Here is a 20769-nt window from a genome sequence, read left to right as displayed (position 1 = left end):
ATCTCCCTCACGGCTTGCCGTAGTTCGGCGCCAGCAAGCGGTTGCGGATCAGATAGCTCATCGTGCGCGTCCAGGATTCATCGGTGTTGCCGCGCATATCGGCGCTGGCGGCCGTGATCATGTTGCCGGTCTTCACGTCGCGCAGGTAGATGTTCAGATTGATGATCAGGTTCGAGACCTTCTGCACCATGCCGGTGATTTCCAAATCGGCACCCAGCTGCCCGGCAAGCTTGAGGTCGCAGCCGCCGCAGGCCTGCAGATTGGCGTGACGGGCCGCGTCCCGGACCGGCGCGATATCGAGCAGCTGGAACCTGCCTGACTCAACCAGTGCCTTGCGCAACTGCTCGCTGATGAGGTCGAGCCGCGCTTCCTCGGGCTTGGAGCCGTAGAACTCGCCAGGCAGGCTGGTGTCGATCAGTTCGAAATCGAACACCGCGAGTTTCGGCGGATCGGCGAATGCGGCCGAGCCCGTCAACAGCAAAGCGGCGAAACATATCAGCGCTCGCATGATCGTGATTCCCGGCGTGGCGGCGTGAGGACGAAATGCGGGGTTGCATGCCCTGACAAATCGGTCATGCTTTAGCAGAGACAATTCTCCATCGGCGGTCAAGCCGGGGAGAACATCTGGAGGAAACATGATCCGATGGTTGGTCGGCCTGATCTGCCTGGGTTTTGCTGCGACGAGTGCGCTCGCAGCCGACCCTGTCATGATCGGCGTCGGCTATCTCGGAATCGCCGGCACCAGATCAACGCTGTCGCTGGTCGAGCAGCCCGCGGAGAATGACGGCGTCGCCGGCGCACGCCTGGCCATCGAGGACAACAACACTACCGGCAAATTCCTCAACCAGCGATTTGCGCTGGAGGAGCGTCGTATCAAGGAGGGCGAAGATGCCGTGCAGGCCGCGACAGAGCTCGCCGCACGCAACGGCTTCATCATCGCCGACCTGCCGGCCGACACGCTGCTGAAGGTCGCCGACGCCCTGCGCGAGCGCGGCACGTTGCTGTTCAACGCCGGCGCGATCGACGAGCGGCTGCGCGAGGCCGATTGCCGTGCCAACGTCATCCACACCGCGCCGACGCGCGCAATGCTGGCCGATGCGCTCGGTCAGTATCTGGTGTGGAAGCAATGGAAGCGCTGGCTGCTCGTGGTTGGCTCGCATGACGAGGACAGACTGTTCGCCGATGCGCTCCGGCGCACCGCGACGCGGTTCGGCGCCAAGATCGTGCAGGAGCGCAGCTTCGAAGACAAAGGCGGCGCGCGCCGCACGGACTCCGGCGTGACGCTGATCCAGCGGCAGATGCCGGTGTTCACGCAACAAGCTCCGGCCTATGATGTACTGGTCGCCGCTGACGAGAGCGAGGTGTTCGGCGCCTACCTGCCCTATCGCACCTGGGATCCACGGCCTGTCGCGGGCTCGGCCGGCCTCGTGCCGCGGAGCTGGGACGCTGCGCAGGACCAGTGGGGCGCGATCCAGATGCAGAACCGCTTCGTCAAGCTCAACGCGCGGCGGATGACTGCGCTCGACATGCAGGCGTGGACCGCCGTGCGCATGATCGGAGAGGCCACGTCGCGCACCAATTCCGGCGACGTCAAGAAGGTCACCGATTTCATCAAGGGCCCGGAGTTCTCGGTCGCCGCCTTCAAGGGCACGAAGCTGACCTTGCGCGACTGGAACCTGCAGCTGCGCCAGCCGATCCTGCTGGTCGATGGCCGCATGGTGGTGTCGGTGTCGCCGCAAGAAGGTTTCCTGCACCAGGTCTCCGAGCTCGACACGCTCGGCTATGACCGCCCGGAGAGCAAATGCAAGCTGAAGTGAGGAAGACGATGTTGCGCTTGTGGCGCGTTGGATTGCTGTCCGGACTAGCGCTGGCGGCGGCGCCGGCGCATGCGTTCATCGCCTATGTCTCGAACGAGAAGAGCAACACGGTGTCGGTGATCGATACCGATAGCTGGACGGTGACCAAAACCATCAAGGTCGGCCAGCGCCCGCGCGGCATCGACTTCACGCGCGACGGCAAGTTCGTGATGGTCGCGGTCGGCGACGACGACACCATCCAGATGATCGACGCGAAGACGCAAACCGTGGTGGACAGCCTGCCCTCCGGGCCCGACCCTGAATTGTTCGCCCAGGATGCCGCCGGCAAGGTCCTCTATGTCGCCAACGAGAACGACAACACAGTGACCGTGATCGACCTCGAGAAGCGCGCCCGCCTTGGCGACATCCAGGTCGGTGTCGAGCCCGAGGGCATGACCATCAGCCCGGACGGCAAGACGCTGATCAACACGTCCGAGACCACCAACATGGCGCATTTCATCGACACGTCGTCGCGCCAGATCGTCGCCAACGTGCTGGTCGACGCGCGGCCGCGCTTTGCCGAATTCAAGCACGACGCTTCCGAATTGTGGGTGTCCTCGGAGATCGGCGGCACCGTCTCGATCATCGACCCCGGAAAGCACGAGGTGACCGGCAAGATCAATTTCGAGATTCCGGGGTTGAGGAAAGAGGCGATCCAGCCCGTTGGCATCGGCATGACCCGGGACGACAAGACCGCCTTCATCGCGCTCGGTCCCGCCAATCGCGTCGCCGTGGTCGATACCGCCTCGCGCAAGGTGACGAAATATCTGCTGGTGGGACAGCGGGTCTGGCACATGGCATTCACGCCGGACGAAAAATTTCTGCTCACCACCAATGGCGTCTCGAACGACGTCTCCGTCATCGACGTCGCCGCGCAAAAGGTGATCAAGACCATTCAAGTGGGCGAACTGCCCTGGGGTATCACGATCGCGCCATGACCATCCCTGTTCCCATCGCCGAACAACGCGAAACACCAAGGCCCGATCCGGCGACCGTGCCCGCGCTATCGATCGACGACGTCAGCCACGCCTATGGACCGCGCCGCGCGCTGATGGACGTGTCCTTCAACGTGCAGCCCGCGAGCTTCACGGCCCTGCTTGGCCTCAACGGGGCGGGCAAGAGCACGCTGTTCTCGCTGATCACGCGCCTGTTCGGCATCCAGTCCGGCCGCGTCGGCATTTTCGGCCATGACATCAGCAAGAGTCCCGGCGAAGCGCTGCGGTTGCTCGGCGTCGTGTTCCAGCCGCGCACGCTCGATCTCGACCTGTCGCTGACGCAAAACCTACTCTATCACGCCGCACTCCACGGCATCAGCCGCCGCGAGGCTCGGGCGCGAGCCGCCGAGCTGCTCGATCGCATCGGGCTTACCGAGCGCGCCGGCAGCAAGGTGCGCGATCTCTCGGGCGGGCAGATGCGGCGGCTGGAGATCGCCCGTGCGCTGCTGCATCGGCCACGCCTGCTGTTGCTGGACGAGCCCACCGTCGGCCTCGACGTCAAGGCGCGCGCCGACATCATCAGCCATGTGCGCCAGCTCGTGAGCGAGCAAGGCATCGGCGTGCTCTGGGCCACGCATCTGTTCGACGAAATCATGGCCGGTGACGATCTCGTGGTGCTGCATCAGGGCAAGGTGCTGGCGCAGGGACCGATGAGCCGCGTCGTCGCGGAAGCCGGCGCGCAGGACGTCAACACCGCCTTCATGCGCCTGACCGGCGCGCAGACCCTGCCGGGCGGCGGCGCATGAGCAGCATCACCACGCGCGAGGCGCAGCGCGGCTTCTCGGCCGCCGAATACATGACCTGCCTCACGGGCATTGTCTGGCGCGAGGGACTGCGCTTCCTGCACCAGCGCGAGCGGTTCGTCTCGGCGCTGGTGCGGCCGCTGGTCTGGCTGTTCATCTTCGCCGCCGGTTTCCGCCAAGTGCTCGGCATCTCCATCATCCCGCCCTACGAGACCTACATCCTCTACGAGGTCTTCATCGCGCCGGGGCTGATGGCCATGATCCAGCTCTTCAACGGCATGCAGTCCTCGCTCTCGATGGTCTATGACCGTGAGATGGGGAACATGCGCACGCTGCTGGTGAGCCCACTGCCGCGCGGCTACCTGTTGTTCTGCAAGCTGCTCGCGGGCACCGCGGTGTCGCTGCTCCAGGTCTATGCGTTCCTGCTGATCGCCTGGTTCTGGGACATCACCCCTCCTCTGTCAGGCTATCTCACCGTGCTGCCGGCACTGATCCTGTCCGGACTGATGCTGGGCTCGCTCGGCATGCTGATCTCCTCCGGCATCAAGCAGCTGGAGAACTTTGCCGGCGTGATGAATTTTGTCATTTTCCCGATGTTCTTCGCTTCATCGGCACTCTACCCGCTCTGGCGGGTGCAGGAGGGCAGCCCATATCTCTACTATGTTTGCGAGGCCAATCCGTTCACCCATGCGGTCGAGCTGATCCGCTTCGCGCTGTACGGACAGATCAACTGGATCTCGCTGGCGGTGGTCGCGACCTGCACAATCGTCTTCATGATCGGCGCGATTCTGGCCTATGATCCCTCGCGCGGGCTGGCGCGACGGGGGCCTGCGGGAGGCGAAGGATGACGGTTCGGGTTCTGGCCATGGCCGCTCTGATGCTCGCAGCCGCGAGCACGGCGGCACGCGCGGCCGATCCGCGCTATCCGGATTGGCCCTGCACTCAGGCCAAAGTGCCGGAAATTTCGCTCGCCGCCGTATGGGCTGGTCCTCCGCTCGACGACGTGCAGAACAAATGGAAGGACGACGCCAAGGTCAGCGCGCTGGTCGCCAAACTGTCGGCACGCAAGACGCCGCTGGACGAGGGCGAGAAGTTGGTGAAGGAGTTTTTGGCGGGCTCCGCGGCCGACAAGACCACGAACGCAAAACTGCTGTTCGCAGGCCTGTTCGACACGCTCAACGCTCAGCGCTCGCAGGTCATGAGCGGGCTGGAACGCGTCAGCCGCAAGCAGCGCGAAGCCGCCGACAAGATCCGCGAGGAGAGCGTCCAGCTTCAGGCGCTCCAAGGCGCCACGCCGCGCGACGAGGCTAAGGTCGATGCGCTCAGCAACGAGCTGATCTGGAAGACTCGCATTTTCGAGGACCGCCACAAGGTGGTGCGATTCGTCTGCGAGGTTCCCACCACCATCGACCAGCGGCTGTTTGCGCTTGGACGCGTGATCCAGCAGGAAATGGAATAGAGTCAGCCTCATTGACCGCTTGCGGCCGGTTCCCGCGCCTCCATGGCGATCATTAACCTGCCGCCGTGCTATATGCCGGAACCAAATCGGTCTAGGATGTCTTGTCGACGGGTAATCCAAGGCATCGGGAGGCCTCGATGGGAACCACGAAATTCATCCTCGCAGGCGCTGCAGCCATCAGCATGCTCGCAAGCAGCGCATTCGCTGACGATCTGACCGGAATGGTCACACGGATAGATCGGCTCAACAGCACGATTTCGATCCAGCAGACGCAGAAGGGCACAGTCGGCGGCAGCGCAGGCGGCGCCGGCGCGCTCCAGGAGTACAAGGCCAAGGATGCCGCGATGCTCGACGCCGTCCACGCCGGCGACAGGGTGAGCTACTCTGCGACCGACAATAACGGGACGGGCACGCTGACGAAGTTGCAGAAGCAGTAAGCTTTTCCTCGCCTCTTCCCACGTGCGACAGGGCGTCATGGCCGGGCTTGTCTCGGCCATCCACGCACAGCCACGAGGCACGAAGAACGTGGATGCCCGGGACAAGCCCAGGCATGACGATCTCTTGCCTACTGCTCCGGCCGCGGCTCGGGCTGCGCCTCCTCGGTCGGAAGCTTTGCACGCTCCCAGCCGTCGGTGCCATCGGGATACCAGGCGATGTTGGAGTAGCCATACGCGAGCGCGCGCTTGGCGGCGTTCCAGGACATCCAGCAATCGGCCAGGCAATAGATCACGAGCAGCGCGTTCTTATCGCCGTGTGATGCACGCGCCAGGCCGCGCTGGAAATAGTCGTCCATGGCGGGCGGCAGCGTGCCGTAGCCGGTATCCGGCAGCCAGATGCTGCCCGGAATATTTTTGCGCGGCGCCTCGCGCCAAACGGTACCCGCGGGAAGGTTCTTCGGCTTCGGCGCGCGCGGCAGCACGTCGATGAAGGCGCCGCTCTTCGCCTGCCAGATCGCCTCGGCTTCTGACGTCGACAGCACGCGCGCGCCGCCGAGCGTCGCCGGCACGGGCGCGCGGTAGTTGTCGGTGCGATAGCCCTCGGGCTCGAACGGCTCCTGCTGCTGCGCAACGACCTGCGCCACCAGCACGGCGGCGACCAGCCCGGCGGCAAGGTGCCGCCTCATGGCGTCTGCCTCATGGTGCCTTCTTGGCCGTCTCCGCGCCGAGCGGCCGATCGTTCTCGTCCAGCAGCGGCACGCCGAAGTCGAGCAGGATCTTGTTGATCTCGCCCTGGTTCTCCTGGATCAACTTGTTGAGCTGCCGCTTCCAGTTCTGGTCGGCGCCACGCACGCCCATGCCGATGCGATAGACCAGTTTTGGCCCGGTGGTTTCCTTCACCAGCGGCGTGACATGAAGCGAGCCCGCCTTCTTCGCGTAGAACCCTGCCATCGGTCCCCACAGCACGCCGGCGTCGATCTTGCCCGCCGTGAGATCATCGATCATTGCCTGCGCCGAATTGTCGTAGCGCGTGTCGATCATCAGCGGATAGGGCTTTGCATCACCCATCAGTCCCGCGATGGCCATGTTGGTCGCAGGCGGCGTGCCGGCGACGATGCCGACATGCTTGCCCTTCAGCCTGGCATCCTCGAGCGTGTCGACCTCCTCCAGCCCGCTGCCTGTTTTCGCGACCAAGGCATAGCTCGTGCGGTAATAGGGATTGGTGCCTTGCACGAGGTCGTCGCCTTGGGGAAAACCCATGATGACGTCGCAGCGATGCGAGCCGAGCGTCATGCGCACGAAGCCGGTGGCTTGCGGAAAAAAGACATAGTCGAGCTTCTTCTGGAGCTTGTCCGCAAACAGCTCGGCAAGCTTGTTCTCGAACCCCTCGCCCTTCTCATTCGAGAACGGCAGATTGCGCGGGTCGGAACAGACGCGCAGCACCTTGGGGTCGACCAGCTCGAACGAGAGGTCACCCGTCTCGTTGGTCTGCGCTATGGCGACGTCGCCGAACGCGCAAGACGCAACCAGGATACTCAGTGAAAGCAACCAGCGACGATGTCGTCCGGCCTCCGTCATCGCGCTTCCTCCTAGGCTTGTTTGAATGCTAGCCATGCAACGCATGACGCGCCATGTTTTGCCAGACTTTGTGCTGGCTTTCTTTGTTGCAGTGCAATGCGCGCAACCTTTGAACTGAGGCTGAAAAGTGTCTCGCATCGCTCTCGTGATCGCAGCCTTGTCCCTGGTAACAGCGACGCTAGCATGCGCCGCAGCGGCCGAATTGCCTGTGAGCGAAGTCGCGCCGGGAATCTTCGTACACTCCGGGACCATCGCCCTGATGACCCGCGAGAACGAGGGCGACATCGCCAATGTCGGCTTCATCGTGGGCGAAGATGCGGTGGCCGTGATTGATACCGGCGGTAGCGTTCGCGAGGGCGAGGCGCTGCTGGCGGCGGTGCGGGCCCGCACCAGCAAGCCGATCCGCTACGTCATCAATACCCACGGCCATCCCGACCATGTTTTCGGCAATGCGGCTTTCGTCGCCGGGGACACCATTTTCGTCGGTCACAGCCGACTGCCGCGGGCGCTCGCTGCCCGCGGGCCGTACTATCTCGACAATTTTAGGCGCATCATGGGCGACGAATTGATATCTCCTGTGAAAATCGTGCCGCCCACAATGCTCGTCACGGACACCCTGATGCTCGATCTCGGTGCGCGCCGCCTGACCCTGCGGGCCTGGCCGGCCGGGCACAGCGACAATGACCTGACCGTGTTCGATGAGATGACGAAGACGCTGTTCACTGGCGACCTCATCTTCCTCCGCCATATTCCGGTGATGGACGGCAGCATTCGCGGCTGGCTTCGCATCCTCGCGGAACTCGAGAGCATTCCGGCGCAGCGCGTCGTTCCCGGTCACGGACCTGTGAGTGAATGGCCTGCCGCGCTGACCGATGAACGGCGCTATCTGACGGCACTGCTGGCGGACATCCGGGCGTCGAACAAGAAGGGCGAACCGATCCGAACCGCTGCAGACAAGGCCGCCGCCTCGGAACGGCCGCACTGGGAGCTGTTCGACGACTACAACGCCCGCAACGCAACCGCAGCATTTTCGGAAATTGAATGGGAGTAGCGGACGCGCTACGATGCGTGAAACGTTGCTTCGTCCGCGGGACCATGACCATGACGGGATGCACGCGCCGACTGCCTCTGATCGCCCTGCTCCTCGGCATTGCATTCGCCGTGCCGGCGCAGGCGGAAGAGGCTTACGATCCCTGGCCGGGCCTGGTGCAGGACATCTTCAGCAACCGTCCGATGAATGACGGCGGCAATGTCATTGGAATCGAGATGCCGTATCGTGCCGAAGACGCGGCCATCGTGCCGGTGACCCTGCGCAGCAAGCTCTCGCCCGGCGATGCCCGCCGCATCCGTTCGATCACGCTGGTGATCGATCGTAATCCCGCGCCGATGGCGGCGAAGTTCGAGCTCGGACCGGATGCCAACATCACTGAAATCTCGACCCGCGTGCGCGTCAACAATTACACCGACGTTCATGCGGTGGCCGAGCTCAGCGATGGCCAGCTCTATGTCTCGAAAGTCTATGTGAAGGCCTCCGGCGGCTGCTCGGCACCAGCAGGGAAGAATGCCGAGGAGGCCCAGAACCGGCTCGGCCAGATGCGCTACCGCCAATTCGCGCGCCAGGAGGCCCCGGCGAGCCGCATGCGGGAAGCGCAGATCATGATCGGCCATCCCAACAATTCCGGCCTGCAGATGGACCAGGTCACACAGCTCTACATTCCCGCCTTCTTCATCAACCAGCTCAAGCTGACGCAGGACGACAGCCCCGTGCTGTCGATGGAAGGCGGCATCTCGATCTCGGAAGATCCAAATCTGCGCTTCACCTATGTATCCAACGGCGCCAGGCGTTTTCGCGCGGAAGCCAAGGACACGGACGGACACGTGTTCCGGAACGAGTGGGACGTGGAGAAGCCGGGGACGTGAGGCTCCCGGTCGTCATGGCCGGGCTTGTCCCGGCCATCCACGATCTTAGGTGCCGCCAAGACGTGGATGCCCGGGGACAAGCCCGGGCATGACGAATACGGTGGTCGTACAACCAAGCGGTCAGAAACACCTCACCTCGGCTTCCGCCTGGGCACGCCTCAAATCATTCACGGCCGAGTTCGCCTGCTCCGAGGTGCGGAACTGGACGCCGAGATTGCCGCGGACCTGGGACATGCTGAGCGCGGTTTCTGCGGTAACGTAGCGCTCATAGGACACGATCGAGGCCACCACGTCGATCGAGCAGGAACATTGTTCGATCGCCTGCCGGCTCTCGCCATTCGCCTTCATGCAGCCATAGACATACTCGGCACGCGCCGACGTCGGATAATCATTGGCCTGTTCAGCCTGCGCGGCGAGCGCGGTCGCAGCCCACACCGCCAATGCGGCGACAATCGGTCGTAGCTGTCCGGCCAGATTCATGAGCGTCCTCCCGCTGGTTGCGACGGAAGCTATGCTATGCGTATTGTCCTGAAAAGCACTTCTGTCAGAGGAAACGGCTCCAAGGTGATGAGAACATTTGGTGGATCATTGGCGCTCGCGGTGGCGCTGGCGCTGACGCTAACCGGGCCCGGCCGCGCCGCGGATACGATTCGCCTTGCGGTGCAGAAGACCGGAACATTCTCCTGGGAGCTGGCCGCGATCCGCGCCAACGGCCTCGACAAGGAGGCCGACCTGTCGCTCGACGTCGCCGAGCTTGCGAGCCCCGAGGCCGGCAAGATCGCGCTGCGCGCCGGCAATGCCGACATCATCCTCTCCGACTGGCTGTGGGTGTCTCGCGAGCGCACGCTTGGCGCCAAGCTCACCTTCTATCCCTATTCCAGCGCGCTCGGCGCGGTGATGGTGCCGGCCTCCTCGCCGATCAAGTCGCTCGCCGACTTGAAGGGCCGCAAGCTCGCCGTCGGCGGCGGTCCCATCGACAAGAGCTGGCTGCTGCTCCAGGCGCGCATGAAGCAGGACGGCATCGACCTGAAATCGGAGGCGACCATCGTCTATGGTGCTCCGCCTCTGCTCGCCGCCAAGGCGCTCGACGGCGAGATGGATGCGAGCCTCAATTTCTGGAATTTCTGCGCACAGCTGGAGGCCAAGGGTTTTAGACGCCTTGCCGGTATCGAGGACATATTGCCGAAACTCGGCGCCAAGGGCGCGGTCTCCGCAGTCGGCTATGTCTTCGACGAAACCTGGGCGGCAAGTCATCGCGATGCGGTGGCGCGCTTCATCGCGATGACCCGCAAGGCCAAGCAGCTGCTGGTGACCTCCGATGCCGCCTGGGACAAGATCGCACCGCTCACCGGCACGAGCGATGCCACCCTGCTCAAGACTTATCGCGAGCGCTATCGCGACGGCATTCCGCGCCGGAGCATCGATGACGAAGAAAGGGACGCGCGCGTGCTCTACCGCGTGCTGGCCGAGACCGGCGGCCGCGACCTCGTCGGCCCGGCTGCCGAGCTCGATCCCGGCACGTTCTATCACGCAGTTGCCGGGGACTGAGGTGCTGCGTCTTCTGTCGTTTGCCCTGTTGCTCGCGATCTGGTGGATCGCCGCCCTCTTCGTCGGCGCCGCGAAGCTGCCCTCCCCGCCCGCCGTGCTCGACGTCGTCGTCGCGGAAGCATCGAGCGGCGCGCTGTTCCTGCATCTCGGCGCAACGCTTGCCCGCGTAAGCCTCGCCTTCGTGCTGGCGATGTCGCTCGGCAGCGCCATCGGCTATCTGATGGGACGGGTGAAGCTCGCCGACCGGCTCGGCGATCCCTGGCTGATCCTGCTCCTGAACCTGCCCGCGCTGGTCGTGATCGTGCTGGCCTATATCTGGGCCGGGCTCACCGAAGCCGCAGCGATCGCGGCGATCGCCATCAACAAGTTGCCGACCGCCATCGTCACCCTGCGCGAGGGCGCGCGCGCGCTCGACCGCTCGCTCGACGAGATGGCGAGCGTGTTCGCGATGCCGCGCTGGCGCGCTTTCCGCCACGTCGTGCTGCCGCAACTGGCGCCCTATATCGCAGCCTCAGCCCGCTCCGGATTGTCGCTGGTGTGGAAGATCGTGCTGGTCGCCGAACTCCTGGGGCGCCCCAACGGCGTCGGCTTCGAGATCGGCGTCGCCTTCCAGCTGTTCGACACGCCGCGGCTGCTGGCCTATTCGCTAACCTTCGCCGCCGTCGTGCTCGTGATCGAGACCGCGCTGGTGCAACCGTTCGAAGCCCGCGCAACACGATGGCGACCCCGTGCGGCTTGAGGTCGATATCACAGGCAAGAGGTTCAAGAGTGCCGCGGGCGGGACGCAGGAGGTGCTCGCGCCGGTCAGCTTCGCGCTTCAATCCGGCGAGGTCGGCGTGCTGATCGGACCGTCCGGCTGCGGCAAGAGCACGATGCTGCGCATTATCCTCGGCCTCGACCGCGATTTCGAGGGACGCGTCTCGCGCCCGCCGGAAGCGCGGATCGGCATGGTTTTCCAGGAGCCGCGGCTGCTGCCATGGCGCTCGGTCGAGCAGAATGTGCGGCTTGCGGCACCCGATGTCACCGACGCCAAGCTCGCCGAGCTGTTCAGGATCCTGGAGCTGGACGCGCATCGCAGTCATTTTCCAGGCGAGCTGTCGCTTGGCCTCGCCCGGCGCGTCGCGCTCGCTCGCGCCTTTGCCGTCGAGCCTGACCTGCTCGTGCTCGACGAGCCCCTCGCCTCGCTCGACGACGCACTCGCCGGCCGTTTGCGCGACGAGATCGCGACGCTGGTGGCGCGCCGTCCGGTGATGACGTTGCTCGTCACCCACAGCCTGGATGACGCGATCCGGCTCGGCGACCGCCTGTTCTTGCTGTCGCCGCGACCGGCGCGCATCGTGCGCGAGGTGCCGATTGCCATCCCGCGCGCGGAGCGCAGCGAGGCCGAACTCGGCAAGATCAGGGCCGAGCTCGCGGCGTTGCAGCTTGAATCGCAATGAGAACTCATGGTCAATTGGACCAACGACATCTTCGCGGGAGGGTCATCATGCGGCGTACGCTGATTGCGATCGGCATCCTGTTGGTTGCGATGCCGGGCGCGGCGCTCGCCCAGGCCAAGGGCAAGGGTATCCGGCTCTGGAATCTGACGACGGAGACGATCTCCGGCTTCCAGCTCTCCCCGGCCGGGAAGACCGAGTGGGGGCCGAACCAGTGCCTGAACGACAAAGACAAGGAGGTCGACCACGACGAGCGGCTGCGCATCACCGGCGTCGAGCCCGGCCGCTACGACGCCAGGGTCAGCTATCCCAATGCGCGGCAATGCATCGTGCGCGACATCGAGATCAAGGCGGATGCGGTGTTCTCGATCGCCGACAAGGATCTGAAGGACTGCACGAAATAACGCCGGCGACTCACGCTTTGTCGTTCGGGTGAGGATATTCGCAGCGCCACCGCACTGCCTGCCACTTCGGATGGTCGCCAACCCATTGCGCGATATAGGGCGGGGCAGCCATCGCGCATTGCGTCGGCGACCCCGCATAGTTGAACACTAGATGCTGCTCCTCGCAGGTCGCAGGCGAGAGCACCGCACACACAGTCACCACCAGGTCGATCGGATTCATGCCGGGATCCTCGCAGAGGCGATGAAGATTAGCACAAAAGATTACGTTCCCAGGAGCGGGAAGTTTCAATCCTGCCGCGCGAAATGGAGCGGGAATTGCCCCGTCGCCTCTCCCCGCAACCGGGAGCGAGCGCTAGAAATTGACCCCAAACACCAGCCTCGCCTGATGGCGCTCGAAATTGACGAGGTCAAGATTTCCACCCGATCCGGCCGGACGGCCCCAGGCCTGCATGCTCCAGCTCATGGTCAGGCGCGAGCGCTCGGAAAGCTGGAAGTAAGCGGTCGGACCGACGAAGAGGGCCTGGCCTGCGAACTCGCCGAGGCCAATGCCTTCGTACTGCCGGAAGTAGCGCACCTCGCCGCCGAGCAGCACATCGGGCCGCACGCGCACGAGGCCCGCGAAGGCCGCGCCGATGGTTGAGCTCTTTTCGGACAGTCCCGCCATCTCGAAGCGCGCCCATTCGGGTTGATAGATCAGGTTGAGCGCCCCGATGGCGAAGTTCGGGATCAGTTCGCGATCGAAGGCGAGCGTGAAATCGGTACCGTACATCCGCCCTTTTGCGCCAGAGGTCTCGTCGATGCGGTCGCCATGGAGTTCGGCGGCGACGGTCAACCCGAATGGCGCGCGCTCGCGATCGAGCAGGCGATAGCGCAGGTCGAGCGAAGCGCCCTGAAAATTGAACTGGCGGCGGTCGCCGATGTCGGGGACGCCGGTGATGTCGTGCAGGGTGGCGGTGCCGCCGACCTCGATGCGAAAGTTCGGCAGCGGCACGATCTCGATCTCGACCTCCTGCGAGAGGGCGCGATAGGTCCCGCCTCCTTTGCCGAATCGGCCTGTCGTCTGAGTCTGGAATTCGCGCTCCCCGGGATTGCCGACATCGGTACCGATCATGAAGCCGAAGATGTGTTCGGTATCGAAGCCCTCTTCGGCGCGGACGCATGCCGGCGCGAGCGCGACGGTGCAGGCGGCTATGGTCCAGAATGTAAGGGCTCTCGCGCGCATCCCCGACACTACCACGGCTTCGACGGTGGTTGCCATCGAAGCCGCGGCAGGTCGTCAGTCTTACTTGTGGTCTTACTTGCGCAAAGCGCAGGCGTACATGTTGATTTCCATGCCGACCGGCACTTCCACGATCTTCGGAGCTTTCCAGGCCATTCGGGGACTCCCAAGGGATTGAGCGCGACATCGCGCCGGCGAAAACCTAGGGCTGCGTCAGCCACAGCGCAAGTCTGGAATCGCACCGTTGACACAGCGAACTGTCGCATCGCGCTTGCAAATTTCTCTCTCGGGCAACTCGCCTTCGCTCCCAGTCAAGCAGCGCGGTTCTCACCGCAACAAGCGCAGCAGCGCGCGACCGGCGCGCGAGTTCAGCTCCTTCGCATCCAGCGTTCCATCCTTGTCGGGATTCGCCGCGTTGAAGCGCTGCTCCACCACCGAGAGATATTCGTCGAGCGTGAGAGTCCCGTCGCGATCGGGATCGGCGGCGGCGAGTTCTTTCGCTGTTAACCGTCCGCGCAATTCGCGGGCGTCGAGCGTGCCGTCGTGATCGGGATCGAGCTTGGCGAACAACGCCGCCGCCGCCTTCTTCACCTCGGCAAGATCGAGGGTGCCGTCATTGTCGGTATCGAACGTCTTGACCGCGTTGCCGGAGGCCGACCATGCCGGACCGGATAGCAGCGCAATCGTGAGCGCAAGTGCAACAGAGCGACGCGATATCATGAAAACCTCCCTCACCAAGAGCTCCGATTCGAACCGGATCGAAACGACATAAGTCCACAAGCGAGCCTGGGTTCAAGTCCCGAATTGCAGCCTGCGCACCGCACAACTTGCAGAACCCGTCGGCGCGACCGCAGCCGTGGCGCACGCGCTCTGCTCCATGCCGCGGAATTTCTTCAGCGCCTCCGCACAAGTGAGAGTTGCTTTGTCAGGTCTCCGTCAGGTGACGGCATCCCGCGCCGCCTACCATATCGGCATCGCAATTACGACTTTCGTATTGACGCGTTTTGCATTCGGGCGGAGTGTTGCTGTCGCAGCGTCAATAGGCGCGCATATTGGGAGGGACGGATGAAACGCTTTGCGATGGCCGCGAGCCTCGTCATGCTTGCATCGACTTGTGCAAGTGCACAAACCAGCGAGCAGCTGGTCAAAGGCGCGACCGATACATCGAACGTTCTCAACTACGGGATGGGCTACAATCTTCAGCGTTTCTCGACGCTGAACCAGATCAACAAGGACAGCGTCAAGAACCTTGTCCCGGTCTGGAACTACTCTTTCAACGACGATCGCAGCGAGGAATCGCAGCCGCTGGTGTACCAGGGCGTGATCTACGTGACGTCGCACAACGCGACCATGGCGGTCGACGCCAAGACCGGCAAGCAGATCTGGAAATCCAAGGTCGAGTATCCTGCCGAAACGCCGCGCATCGTCTGCTGCGGCATCATCAATCGCGGCGCAGCACTCTATGAGGGCAAGGTGTTCCGCACCACGCTGGACGCCAACGTGATCGCGCTCGACGCCAAGGACGGCAAAGAGCTGTGGCGGCAGAAGGCGGCCGATATCAAGGAAGGCTATTCGATGACGGTGGCGCCGCTGGTCGCCGACGGCGTCGTGATCACCGGCATCTCCGGCGCCGAGTTCGGCACCCGCGGCTTCATCGACGGCTGGGATCCCGCAACGGGCAAGCACCTGTGGCGCACCCATTCGATCCCCTCTCCGGATGAGCCCGGCGGCGACACCTGGAAGGGCGATACCTGGAAGCTCGGCGGTGGCTCGACCTGGATTACGGGCTCCTATGATCCCGAGCTGAACACGGTTTACTGGGGTATCGGCAATCCCGGACCGTTCAACTCGGCGGTACGCCCGGGCGACAACCTCTACACCTGCTCCGTGCTGGCGATGGATCCCAAGACCGGCAAGATCAAGTGGCACTACCAGTTCTCGCCCAACAATCCGTTCGACTATGACAGCGTGGCCGAGATGGTCCTCGCCGATATGAACGTCGAGGGCAAGCCGACCAAGGTGTTGATGGACGCCAACCGCAACGGCTTCTTCTACGTGCTCGACCGCACCAACGGAAAGCTGCTCGCGGCCAATCCTTACGTGAAGGTCAACTGGGCGACGGGAATCGACATGAAGACCGGACGTCCCATCGAGACCGACGTCTCGAAGGATGCGCGTGAGGGCAAGAAGGTGACCGTCTATCCGTCGATCCTCGGCGGCAAGAACTGGGAGCCGATGTCGTTCAATCCGCAGACCGGCCTCGCCTACGCCAACACGCTCGCCTTCGGCGGCAGGTACAAGACCGAACCCGCCACCTTCAAGCAGGGTGAATGGTATCTCGGCATGGACCTCACCGATCTCTGGGAATGGGGTGACGGCCCGCGCGGTCATCTGAAGGCGATCGATCCCATGACCGGCAAGGCGAAGTGGGAAGCACCCAGCGACATCCCGCGCTTCTCCGGCGTGCTGTCGACCGCGGGCGGTGTCGTGTTCTCGGGCGCGCTGACCGGCGAGTTCGAGGCCTTCGATGCCGATACCGGCAAGAAGCTCTGGCAGTTCCAGACCGGCTCGGGCATCGAGGGACAACCGGTGACCTGGCAGCAGGACGGCGTGCAGTATGTCGCCGTGACGAGCGGCTATGGCGGCGTCTACTCGCTGTTCTCCGGCGACGAACGGCTGGCCAAAGTCCCGCCCGGCGGCTCACTTTGGGTTTTTGCGGTCAAGCAATAACCACGGCACGATGCTGAGAAAGCTATCTCACAAGACGGTGGCGATCCTCGCCGCCGTCGCGGTGCTGACGGTCGCGCTTGCGGCGACCGTTCGTGCCGCGGATGATTCAACCGGCAATCCCGTGCAGGCACAGATCGACCACGGCAAGTCGACCTATGCCGAGAAATGCTCGCACTGCCACGGCCCCAACATGATGAACCCCGGCACCATCACGCCGGACCTGCGCGCCTTCCCCGACGACAAGACGCGCTTCGTCACCACCGTGAAGAACGGCAAGAACAACAAGATGCCGCCCTGGGCTGACATTCTCAGCGACGAGGAGATCGGGAATCTCTGGGCCTTCATCTCGAGCCGGAGAAAACCATGAGGCGCTGGCTGGCCGTTTGGAGCATTGCCGCGATTCTCGCGGCGGCGGTCGCAGCTGCACGCGCGGCCGACGATCCGCTCAAGATTTGTCTCGACGAGGACAGGCCGCCGCTCTCCGTGCATCACAAGGGCAAGCCCGGCTCGGGTTTCGACGTGCTGCTGGCGCAGGCGATCGCCGACCGGCTCGGACGGCCGCTGACGATCCAGTGGTTCGAGAGCAAGCTGGACGAGGATTCGAGCCCGCAGCTCGAGGCCAATGCGCTGCTGTCCGATGGGCGTTGCTCGCTCGTCGGCGGCTACGCGCTGACGACGGACTCCCTCGTCAAGCCCGGCATGAAAACGGCGCGCTTGCCGGATTTTGCCGGCGCCACGCGCGACGACCGGCGCCGCCGCGTCGCGCTCGGCGTGCTCGCGCCGAGCCAGCCCTATGTCTACTCGCCGATGACGGTCGTGCTCGGGCCGAAGGCGCGGGGTCGCAACATCGGCGATATCGGAGATCTCGCCGGCCTGCGCCTCGTCATCGAGAGCGGCTCGCTCGGCGATGCGATCCTCATGACCTTCGACAAGGGGCGCCTGATCGACGACATCACGCATCTCGTCCCCGGCCGCGATGATCTCCTCGGCGCACTTGCCCGTGGCGATTATGACGCGACGCTGATCGACCTCGGCCGCTTCGACGCCCATCGCGCCGCGCACCCCGACACGGCGATCACCGCGTCCGGCTATTACTATCCGATCGGGGCCAATCGCGGCTATGTCGGGCTGGCCAGCGATCCCGCACTGCTCGACGCCGTCAACAAGGCGCTGACTGGGCTTGCTGCCGAGGGCAAGATCGCCGAATTCGGCACACAGGCGGGGCTGAGCTATCTGCCGCCGCGGGAGCCTGCGATCCTTGGCGACGTCTGGTTGAAGATCATTCAGCGCTAGTGGACAGCTGGCGCACCCAGCGCGGCCCTTCGAATGCGCCAATCTGTCTCGCCAGCCACCCATGGCAGAGGCGACCCGATGCAGTACCGTCGGCGACAACCCGGGAGAGAATCATGTCCGCAAAACTCGATCGCCGCCGCTTCATCGCCGCCGGCACCACCACACTCGCGATGCCTTTCGTCTCGCGTGGCGCCTCGGCGCAGGCTGCGTGGCCATCGCGGCAGATCCGCATGATTTGCAGCTATCCCGCCGGCGGACAGACCGATCTGCTCGCGCGCGCCTATAGTGAATTCATTGCCAAGCAGGTCGGAAAGACCGTCGTCGTCGAGAACAAGCCCGGTGCCGCCGGCGCGATCGGGACGGCGGAGGTCGCCCGCGCAGAGCCCGACGGCCACACAATCCTGTGCTCGATCTCGACCACCTACATCATGAACCGGGTGGTGATGAAGACTCCCGGCTACGACATGGACAAGGATTTGACGCTGGTCAGCGTCATTCCGGGCGCCGGCCTGTTGCTGGTGGCGAACCCGAAAACCGGCGTCAAGACGCTGGAGGATTTCGTCGCCTTTGCGCGCAAGAGCGGCAAGGTCAACTTCGGCACCTATAGCGCGGGCTCGGCCCCGCATATGACGGTCCACGAGCTCAACAAGCAGTATGGCCTTGCCATCGAGCCGATCCACTATCGCGGCGAAGCCCCGATGTGGACGGGCATGCTGGAAGGTACGCTCGATGTGGCCATGGGCAGCTACACCGCAGCGCAATCGGTCTTGCAAAGCGATCGCGGCACCGTGTTCGCGGTGCATTCGAAGAAGGTCGACGCCATCCCTGATATCAAAACCCTCCCCGAGCAGGGCGCGACGTCGAAATTCTTCACCGTCAGCGGCTTCTCCGGTTGGGCCGTGCCGAAAGCGACACCGCAGCCGGTCGTCGATCGCCTGGCGGAGCTTTGCGTCGCTGCCAACAGCGATCCGAAGGTGAAGGAGGTTCTCAACACGTTCGTGCTCGAACCCGCGATCGGCTTCAAGGAAACCAACGCCCTGTATCAGCGCGAGCTGCCGATCTGGATCGAGAGCGCGCGATCGCTCGGCCTCGAACCCGCCTGAACCGCGAGGCATGACGCCCTTCGCAGCGCGGCATCCGACCAAAGCCTAGTGCCGGAAGCGCATTTTCCCGCTATGATTGTGCGACGCTGGCGGGAAGGTCTCGCCGGCGCGGACGAGAAAGGCCGATCCCATGACACCGGATGGCGTTGCCGTAGCCGTCATGATCATCCTACTCTTTCCGATGGGCTACTTCACCCTGGCGTCTCCGGCCTTCCTGCTGGTGAAGCTGGATATCCAGCCCGTCGCCCAGCTTTTGCGCGGAATGTTCAATGCGCATTTTCTGGTGATGCGCGTTGCCGGAATCATCGGAGCGGTCGCTTTCCTGCTCGACGGTCGTCTGGTCGCAGCGATGGGCGTTGGCCTCCTTGCAGCCTTGGCGATCTATGGGCGCCGCTGGTTCATGCAACAGATGGACGAACAGCTCAGCGCCAGGGACGCCGGCGATGCCGAGGCCCCGCGCCGGCTACGCCGACTGCATTGGAGTGGAATGCTGGGCAACGCGGTGTTGCTCGTCGCTCTCCTGACCAGCATTCCCTACATCGCCATATCGGCATGAGAGACATCGCGGGCGCGTGACGGTCAACCGTCGCGTCGACTCCGAACCTGGCGTTTGCCTAGTGCTCGTCCGCCGCAACCGCGCCCTGTTGCGCCTTGTGGATCGAGGACGGCACTACGCCGAAATATTTCCGGAACACCCGGCTGAAATGCGATGAGCTGGAGAAGCCCCAGGAGAACGCGACGTCGGTAATGGTCTTGCCGGCGTGGGCCTCGAGCTCCTGGCGGCAATTCTGAAGACGCGCCTGCCAGATGTAGTCGCTCACCGTGGTGCCGCGCTCCGAGAACAGCATGTGCAGATAACGCTTGGAGCAGCCCAGTTCGCCGGAGATCTGGTCGATGCACAGATCCGGATCGCGCAAATGCTCGCGGATGAAGAATTGCGCGCGCACATAGGTCGCTTCGGGTCCGACGCGATCGAGCATCGTGTCGGCCTCGCGCAGCGGCAGCAGCAAGAGGTCGATCAGCGAATCGGCGACGCCGACCGCACTGTTCGCCGACAGCTTGGCCGCCTCGTCGAAGGTCGCATGGACGAAATCATGGGCGATGCGCCCCGTCCCCGTGCGTGAGGTCAATTTGCAGGCGGGCATTCGCTGCGACGGGAATCCACGGTCGCGCAGCAGCGCCTTCGGCACGATCACCACGTCATGGCGCGTGAAAGCGGGACTGATGATCGAATGCGGACAGGAGACGTCATAGGCGATGATGTCGCCCGGGTTCAGCTCGATGTGGCGGCCTTCCTGCTCGAAATAGGACACGCCGTAAGTCTGGAAGTGGATCTTGATATACGGGTGTTCATTGGCCTTGGCGCGCGCCAGCGTGTGCGCGATGCGATGTTGGCTGACCTCGATCTGGCAGAGCTTCAGACGCGAGACGCTGGTGTAGTCGATGCGGCCTTCGAGCGAAGACGCTTCCAGCGGATCGACGTCGAAATGCCCACACAGGCTGGTCAGCCCGTCGATCCAGCTTTGGATCTGACGTTTCGGCGTCATGCCCGTCGTCGAGAGCGTGTGAATCGTGTCGGACATTAATCCAGCCACTGGTTTGATCCGGAGATTTGACGCGAATCGCGAGCCGCGCTGCCGGAGCCCTGAACCGTGATTGCGTGACGTTTACCTCGATTTTGAGCGATCTTCTAGAACGAGCGCCATCGTTCCATTGCCACCCTTGTAAGTTAATCCTCCGCCTTAGTTGCAGCGCCGTCAAGGGGAACCTGAGCGGTGAAGGCGCTGCCAAAGCGTTGCGGAAGCCGCTGAATTCGCTACTGCAAAATCAAAAACTTCCGACCCGTGCGCTGTCAAGCAAACCAGCTTCTCTCTTGGGCAAGTTTCCCGATGACGAAGTCGTTAGGGATTGTATCAGGAACAACAAGAACGGGCCGCTCCGCACGTGGACCCGTGGCTCTCATCAGGAGGAGGAAACACCACAGCATCGTTTCTGGTCCCAATCGTGACCGCCCTGCACGAGCAGACGCCGGACGAAAAGCCCGGCGA

The 20769-nt window shown here is 63.7% G+C and carries 26 protein-coding genes; 17 read left to right on the top strand and 9 right to left on the bottom strand.

Annotated elements, in window-relative coordinates:
• Positions 1 to 7: 7 nt before the first annotated feature.
• Positions 8 to 508 carry a DUF3280 domain-containing protein gene (locus AC0L3B_RS32355; protein ID WP_085350576.1) on the bottom strand — a complete coding sequence of 167 codons (501 nt, stop codon included), beginning with the start codon at positions 506 to 508 and terminating at the stop codon, positions 8 to 10.
• 127 nt (positions 509 to 635) lie between these two features.
• Between AC0L3B_RS32355 and AC0L3B_RS32350 the strand changes: the two genes are divergently transcribed.
• The 6 genes from AC0L3B_RS32350 (at position 636) to AC0L3B_RS32325 (ending at position 5490) form a co-directional block, all read left to right on the top strand.
• Positions 636 to 1817 carry an ABC transporter substrate-binding protein gene (locus tag AC0L3B_RS32350; protein ID WP_473351773.1) on the top strand — a complete coding sequence of 394 codons (1182 nt, stop codon included), beginning with the start codon at positions 636 to 638 and terminating at the stop codon, positions 1815 to 1817.
• Positions 1802 to 2794: a YVTN family beta-propeller repeat protein gene (locus AC0L3B_RS32345; RefSeq protein ID WP_473381682.1), complete on the top strand. Its 993-nt coding sequence runs from the start codon at positions 1802 to 1804 to the stop codon at positions 2792 to 2794. Before AC0L3B_RS32350 ends, AC0L3B_RS32345 begins: the two co-directional genes overlap by 16 nt.
• Positions 2791 to 3597, top strand: a complete 807-nt coding sequence (locus AC0L3B_RS32340) for an ABC transporter ATP-binding protein (protein ID WP_473381681.1) — start codon at positions 2791 to 2793, stop codon at positions 3595 to 3597. The genes AC0L3B_RS32345 and AC0L3B_RS32340 overlap by 4 nt, the downstream gene beginning before the upstream one ends.
• A complete protein-coding gene (locus AC0L3B_RS32335) occupies positions 3594 to 4442 on the top strand; it encodes an ABC transporter permease (protein WP_018460286.1) in 849 nt (282 codons plus the stop codon). Before AC0L3B_RS32340 ends, AC0L3B_RS32335 begins: the two co-directional genes overlap by 4 nt.
• A complete protein-coding gene (locus AC0L3B_RS32330; RefSeq protein WP_026233992.1) occupies positions 4439 to 5053 on the top strand; it encodes a hypothetical protein in 615 nt (204 codons plus the stop codon). Before AC0L3B_RS32335 ends, AC0L3B_RS32330 begins: the two co-directional genes overlap by 4 nt.
• Before the next feature lie 137 nt (positions 5054 to 5190).
• Positions 5191 to 5490, top strand: coding sequence for a copper-binding protein (locus AC0L3B_RS32325; RefSeq protein ID WP_007601401.1), 300 nt, complete (start codon positions 5191 to 5193; stop codon positions 5488 to 5490).
• A 128-nt stretch (positions 5491 to 5618) separates the two neighbouring features.
• Here the strand turns inward: AC0L3B_RS32325 and AC0L3B_RS32320 are convergent, their stop codons facing one another.
• Entirely contained in the window at positions 5619 to 6176 is a 558-nt protein-coding gene (locus tag AC0L3B_RS32320; RefSeq protein WP_247475183.1) for a PQQ-dependent catabolism-associated CXXCW motif protein, read from the bottom strand.
• A gap of 10 nt (positions 6177 to 6186) precedes the next feature.
• Positions 6187 to 7068, bottom strand: a complete 882-nt coding sequence (locus AC0L3B_RS32315; protein WP_247475184.1) for a substrate-binding domain-containing protein — start codon at positions 7066 to 7068, stop codon at positions 6187 to 6189.
• A gap of 127 nt (positions 7069 to 7195) precedes the next feature.
• Between AC0L3B_RS32315 and AC0L3B_RS32310 the strand changes: the two genes are divergently transcribed.
• Together AC0L3B_RS32310 and AC0L3B_RS32305 are read left to right on the top strand one after the other, a co-directional pair.
• Positions 7196 to 8119, top strand: coding sequence for a quinoprotein relay system zinc metallohydrolase 2 (locus AC0L3B_RS32310; RefSeq protein WP_085395382.1), 924 nt, complete (start codon positions 7196 to 7198; stop codon positions 8117 to 8119).
• Positions 8120 to 8169: 50 nt separating this feature from the next.
• Complete coding sequence (locus tag AC0L3B_RS32305; RefSeq protein ID WP_247475186.1) at positions 8170 to 8988, top strand: quinoprotein dehydrogenase-associated SoxYZ-like carrier; 819 nt, start codon at positions 8170 to 8172, stop codon at positions 8986 to 8988.
• A gap of 120 nt (positions 8989 to 9108) precedes the next feature.
• Here the strand turns inward: AC0L3B_RS32305 and AC0L3B_RS32300 are convergent, their stop codons facing one another.
• Positions 9109 to 9468, bottom strand: a complete 360-nt coding sequence (locus tag AC0L3B_RS32300; protein ID WP_018460292.1) for a hypothetical protein — start codon at positions 9466 to 9468, stop codon at positions 9109 to 9111.
• A gap of 87 nt (positions 9469 to 9555) precedes the next feature.
• Here AC0L3B_RS32300 and AC0L3B_RS32295 point away from each other — a divergent pair, with 87 nt between their 5' ends.
• Genes AC0L3B_RS32295 through AC0L3B_RS32280 form a run of 4 tightly spaced genes read left to right on the top strand, consistent with a single transcriptional unit; the run spans position 9556 to position 12376 of the window.
• A complete protein-coding gene (locus AC0L3B_RS32295) occupies positions 9556 to 10536 on the top strand; it encodes an ABC transporter substrate-binding protein (protein ID WP_247475200.1) in 981 nt (326 codons plus the stop codon).
• 1 nt (position 10537) lies between these two features.
• The gene (locus tag AC0L3B_RS32290) at positions 10538 to 11275 is read left to right on the top strand and encodes an ABC transporter permease (RefSeq protein ID WP_018460294.1); all 738 of its coding nucleotides are present in this window, start codon (positions 10538 to 10540) and stop codon (positions 11273 to 11275) included.
• Positions 11265 to 11975 (top strand): ABC transporter ATP-binding protein, encoded by a 711-nt coding sequence (locus tag AC0L3B_RS32285; RefSeq protein ID WP_018460295.1) that lies wholly within the window; start codon positions 11265 to 11267, stop codon positions 11973 to 11975. Before AC0L3B_RS32290 ends, AC0L3B_RS32285 begins: the two co-directional genes overlap by 11 nt.
• A 47-nt stretch (positions 11976 to 12022) precedes the next feature.
• Positions 12023 to 12376, top strand: a complete 354-nt coding sequence (locus AC0L3B_RS32280) for a hypothetical protein (RefSeq protein ID WP_085350566.1) — start codon at positions 12023 to 12025, stop codon at positions 12374 to 12376.
• A gap of 10 nt (positions 12377 to 12386) precedes the next feature.
• Here the strand turns inward: AC0L3B_RS32280 and AC0L3B_RS32275 are convergent, their stop codons facing one another.
• The 4 genes from AC0L3B_RS32275 to AC0L3B_RS32260 form a co-directional block, all read right to left on the bottom strand.
• The gene (locus AC0L3B_RS32275) at positions 12387 to 12596 is read right to left on the bottom strand and encodes a hypothetical protein (protein ID WP_027566545.1); all 210 of its coding nucleotides are present in this window, start codon (positions 12594 to 12596) and stop codon (positions 12387 to 12389) included.
• A gap of 132 nt (positions 12597 to 12728) precedes the next feature.
• Positions 12729 to 13634, bottom strand: a complete 906-nt coding sequence (locus AC0L3B_RS32270) for a hypothetical protein (RefSeq protein ID WP_018460298.1) — start codon at positions 13632 to 13634, stop codon at positions 12729 to 12731.
• A 36-nt stretch (positions 13635 to 13670) separates the two neighbouring features.
• Positions 13671 to 13751, bottom strand: coding sequence for a pyrroloquinoline quinone precursor peptide PqqA (pqqA, locus tag AC0L3B_RS32265; protein WP_018460299.1), 81 nt, complete (start codon positions 13749 to 13751; stop codon positions 13671 to 13673).
• A gap of 171 nt (positions 13752 to 13922) precedes the next feature.
• Positions 13923 to 14315 carry an EF-hand domain-containing protein gene (locus AC0L3B_RS32260; RefSeq protein ID WP_026233996.1) on the bottom strand — a complete coding sequence of 131 codons (393 nt, stop codon included), beginning with the start codon at positions 14313 to 14315 and terminating at the stop codon, positions 13923 to 13925.
• Between the two features lie 345 nt (positions 14316 to 14660).
• Between AC0L3B_RS32260 and AC0L3B_RS32255 the strand changes: the two genes are divergently transcribed.
• The 5 genes from AC0L3B_RS32255 to AC0L3B_RS32235 all read left to right on the top strand — a co-directional run bounded on the left by AC0L3B_RS32255 (position 14661) and on the right by AC0L3B_RS32235 (position 19277).
• Complete coding sequence (locus AC0L3B_RS32255; RefSeq protein ID WP_085350564.1) at positions 14661 to 16325, top strand: methanol/ethanol family PQQ-dependent dehydrogenase; 1665 nt, start codon at positions 14661 to 14663, stop codon at positions 16323 to 16325.
• A gap of 10 nt (positions 16326 to 16335) precedes the next feature.
• On the top strand, positions 16336 to 16692 hold the full coding sequence (locus tag AC0L3B_RS32250; RefSeq protein WP_018460302.1) for a c-type cytochrome: 357 nt from the start codon (positions 16336 to 16338) through the stop codon (positions 16690 to 16692).
• Positions 16689 to 17618, top strand: coding sequence for a substrate-binding periplasmic protein (locus tag AC0L3B_RS32245; RefSeq protein WP_473381680.1), 930 nt, complete (start codon positions 16689 to 16691; stop codon positions 17616 to 17618). Before AC0L3B_RS32250 ends, AC0L3B_RS32245 begins: the two co-directional genes overlap by 4 nt.
• A gap of 113 nt (positions 17619 to 17731) precedes the next feature.
• The gene (locus AC0L3B_RS32240) at positions 17732 to 18721 is read left to right on the top strand and encodes a Bug family tripartite tricarboxylate transporter substrate binding protein (RefSeq protein WP_456653724.1); all 990 of its coding nucleotides are present in this window, start codon (positions 17732 to 17734) and stop codon (positions 18719 to 18721) included.
• 130 nt (positions 18722 to 18851) lie between these two features.
• Positions 18852 to 19277 (top strand): hypothetical protein, encoded by a 426-nt coding sequence (locus AC0L3B_RS32235; RefSeq protein WP_085350671.1) that lies wholly within the window; start codon positions 18852 to 18854, stop codon positions 19275 to 19277.
• Between the two features lie 58 nt (positions 19278 to 19335).
• Here AC0L3B_RS32235 and AC0L3B_RS32230 read toward each other — a convergent pair whose 3' ends face one another.
• Positions 19336 to 20304 (bottom strand): helix-turn-helix domain-containing protein, encoded by a 969-nt coding sequence (locus tag AC0L3B_RS32230; protein ID WP_007601369.1) that lies wholly within the window; start codon positions 20302 to 20304, stop codon positions 19336 to 19338.
• Between the last annotated feature and the right edge of the window lie 465 nt (positions 20305 to 20769).

This window comes from Bradyrhizobium sp. Kon56 (assembly GCF_055807635.1).
Note: the sequence above shows the minus strand (reverse complement) of the source record. Positions and strands in the feature narration are given on the sequence as shown.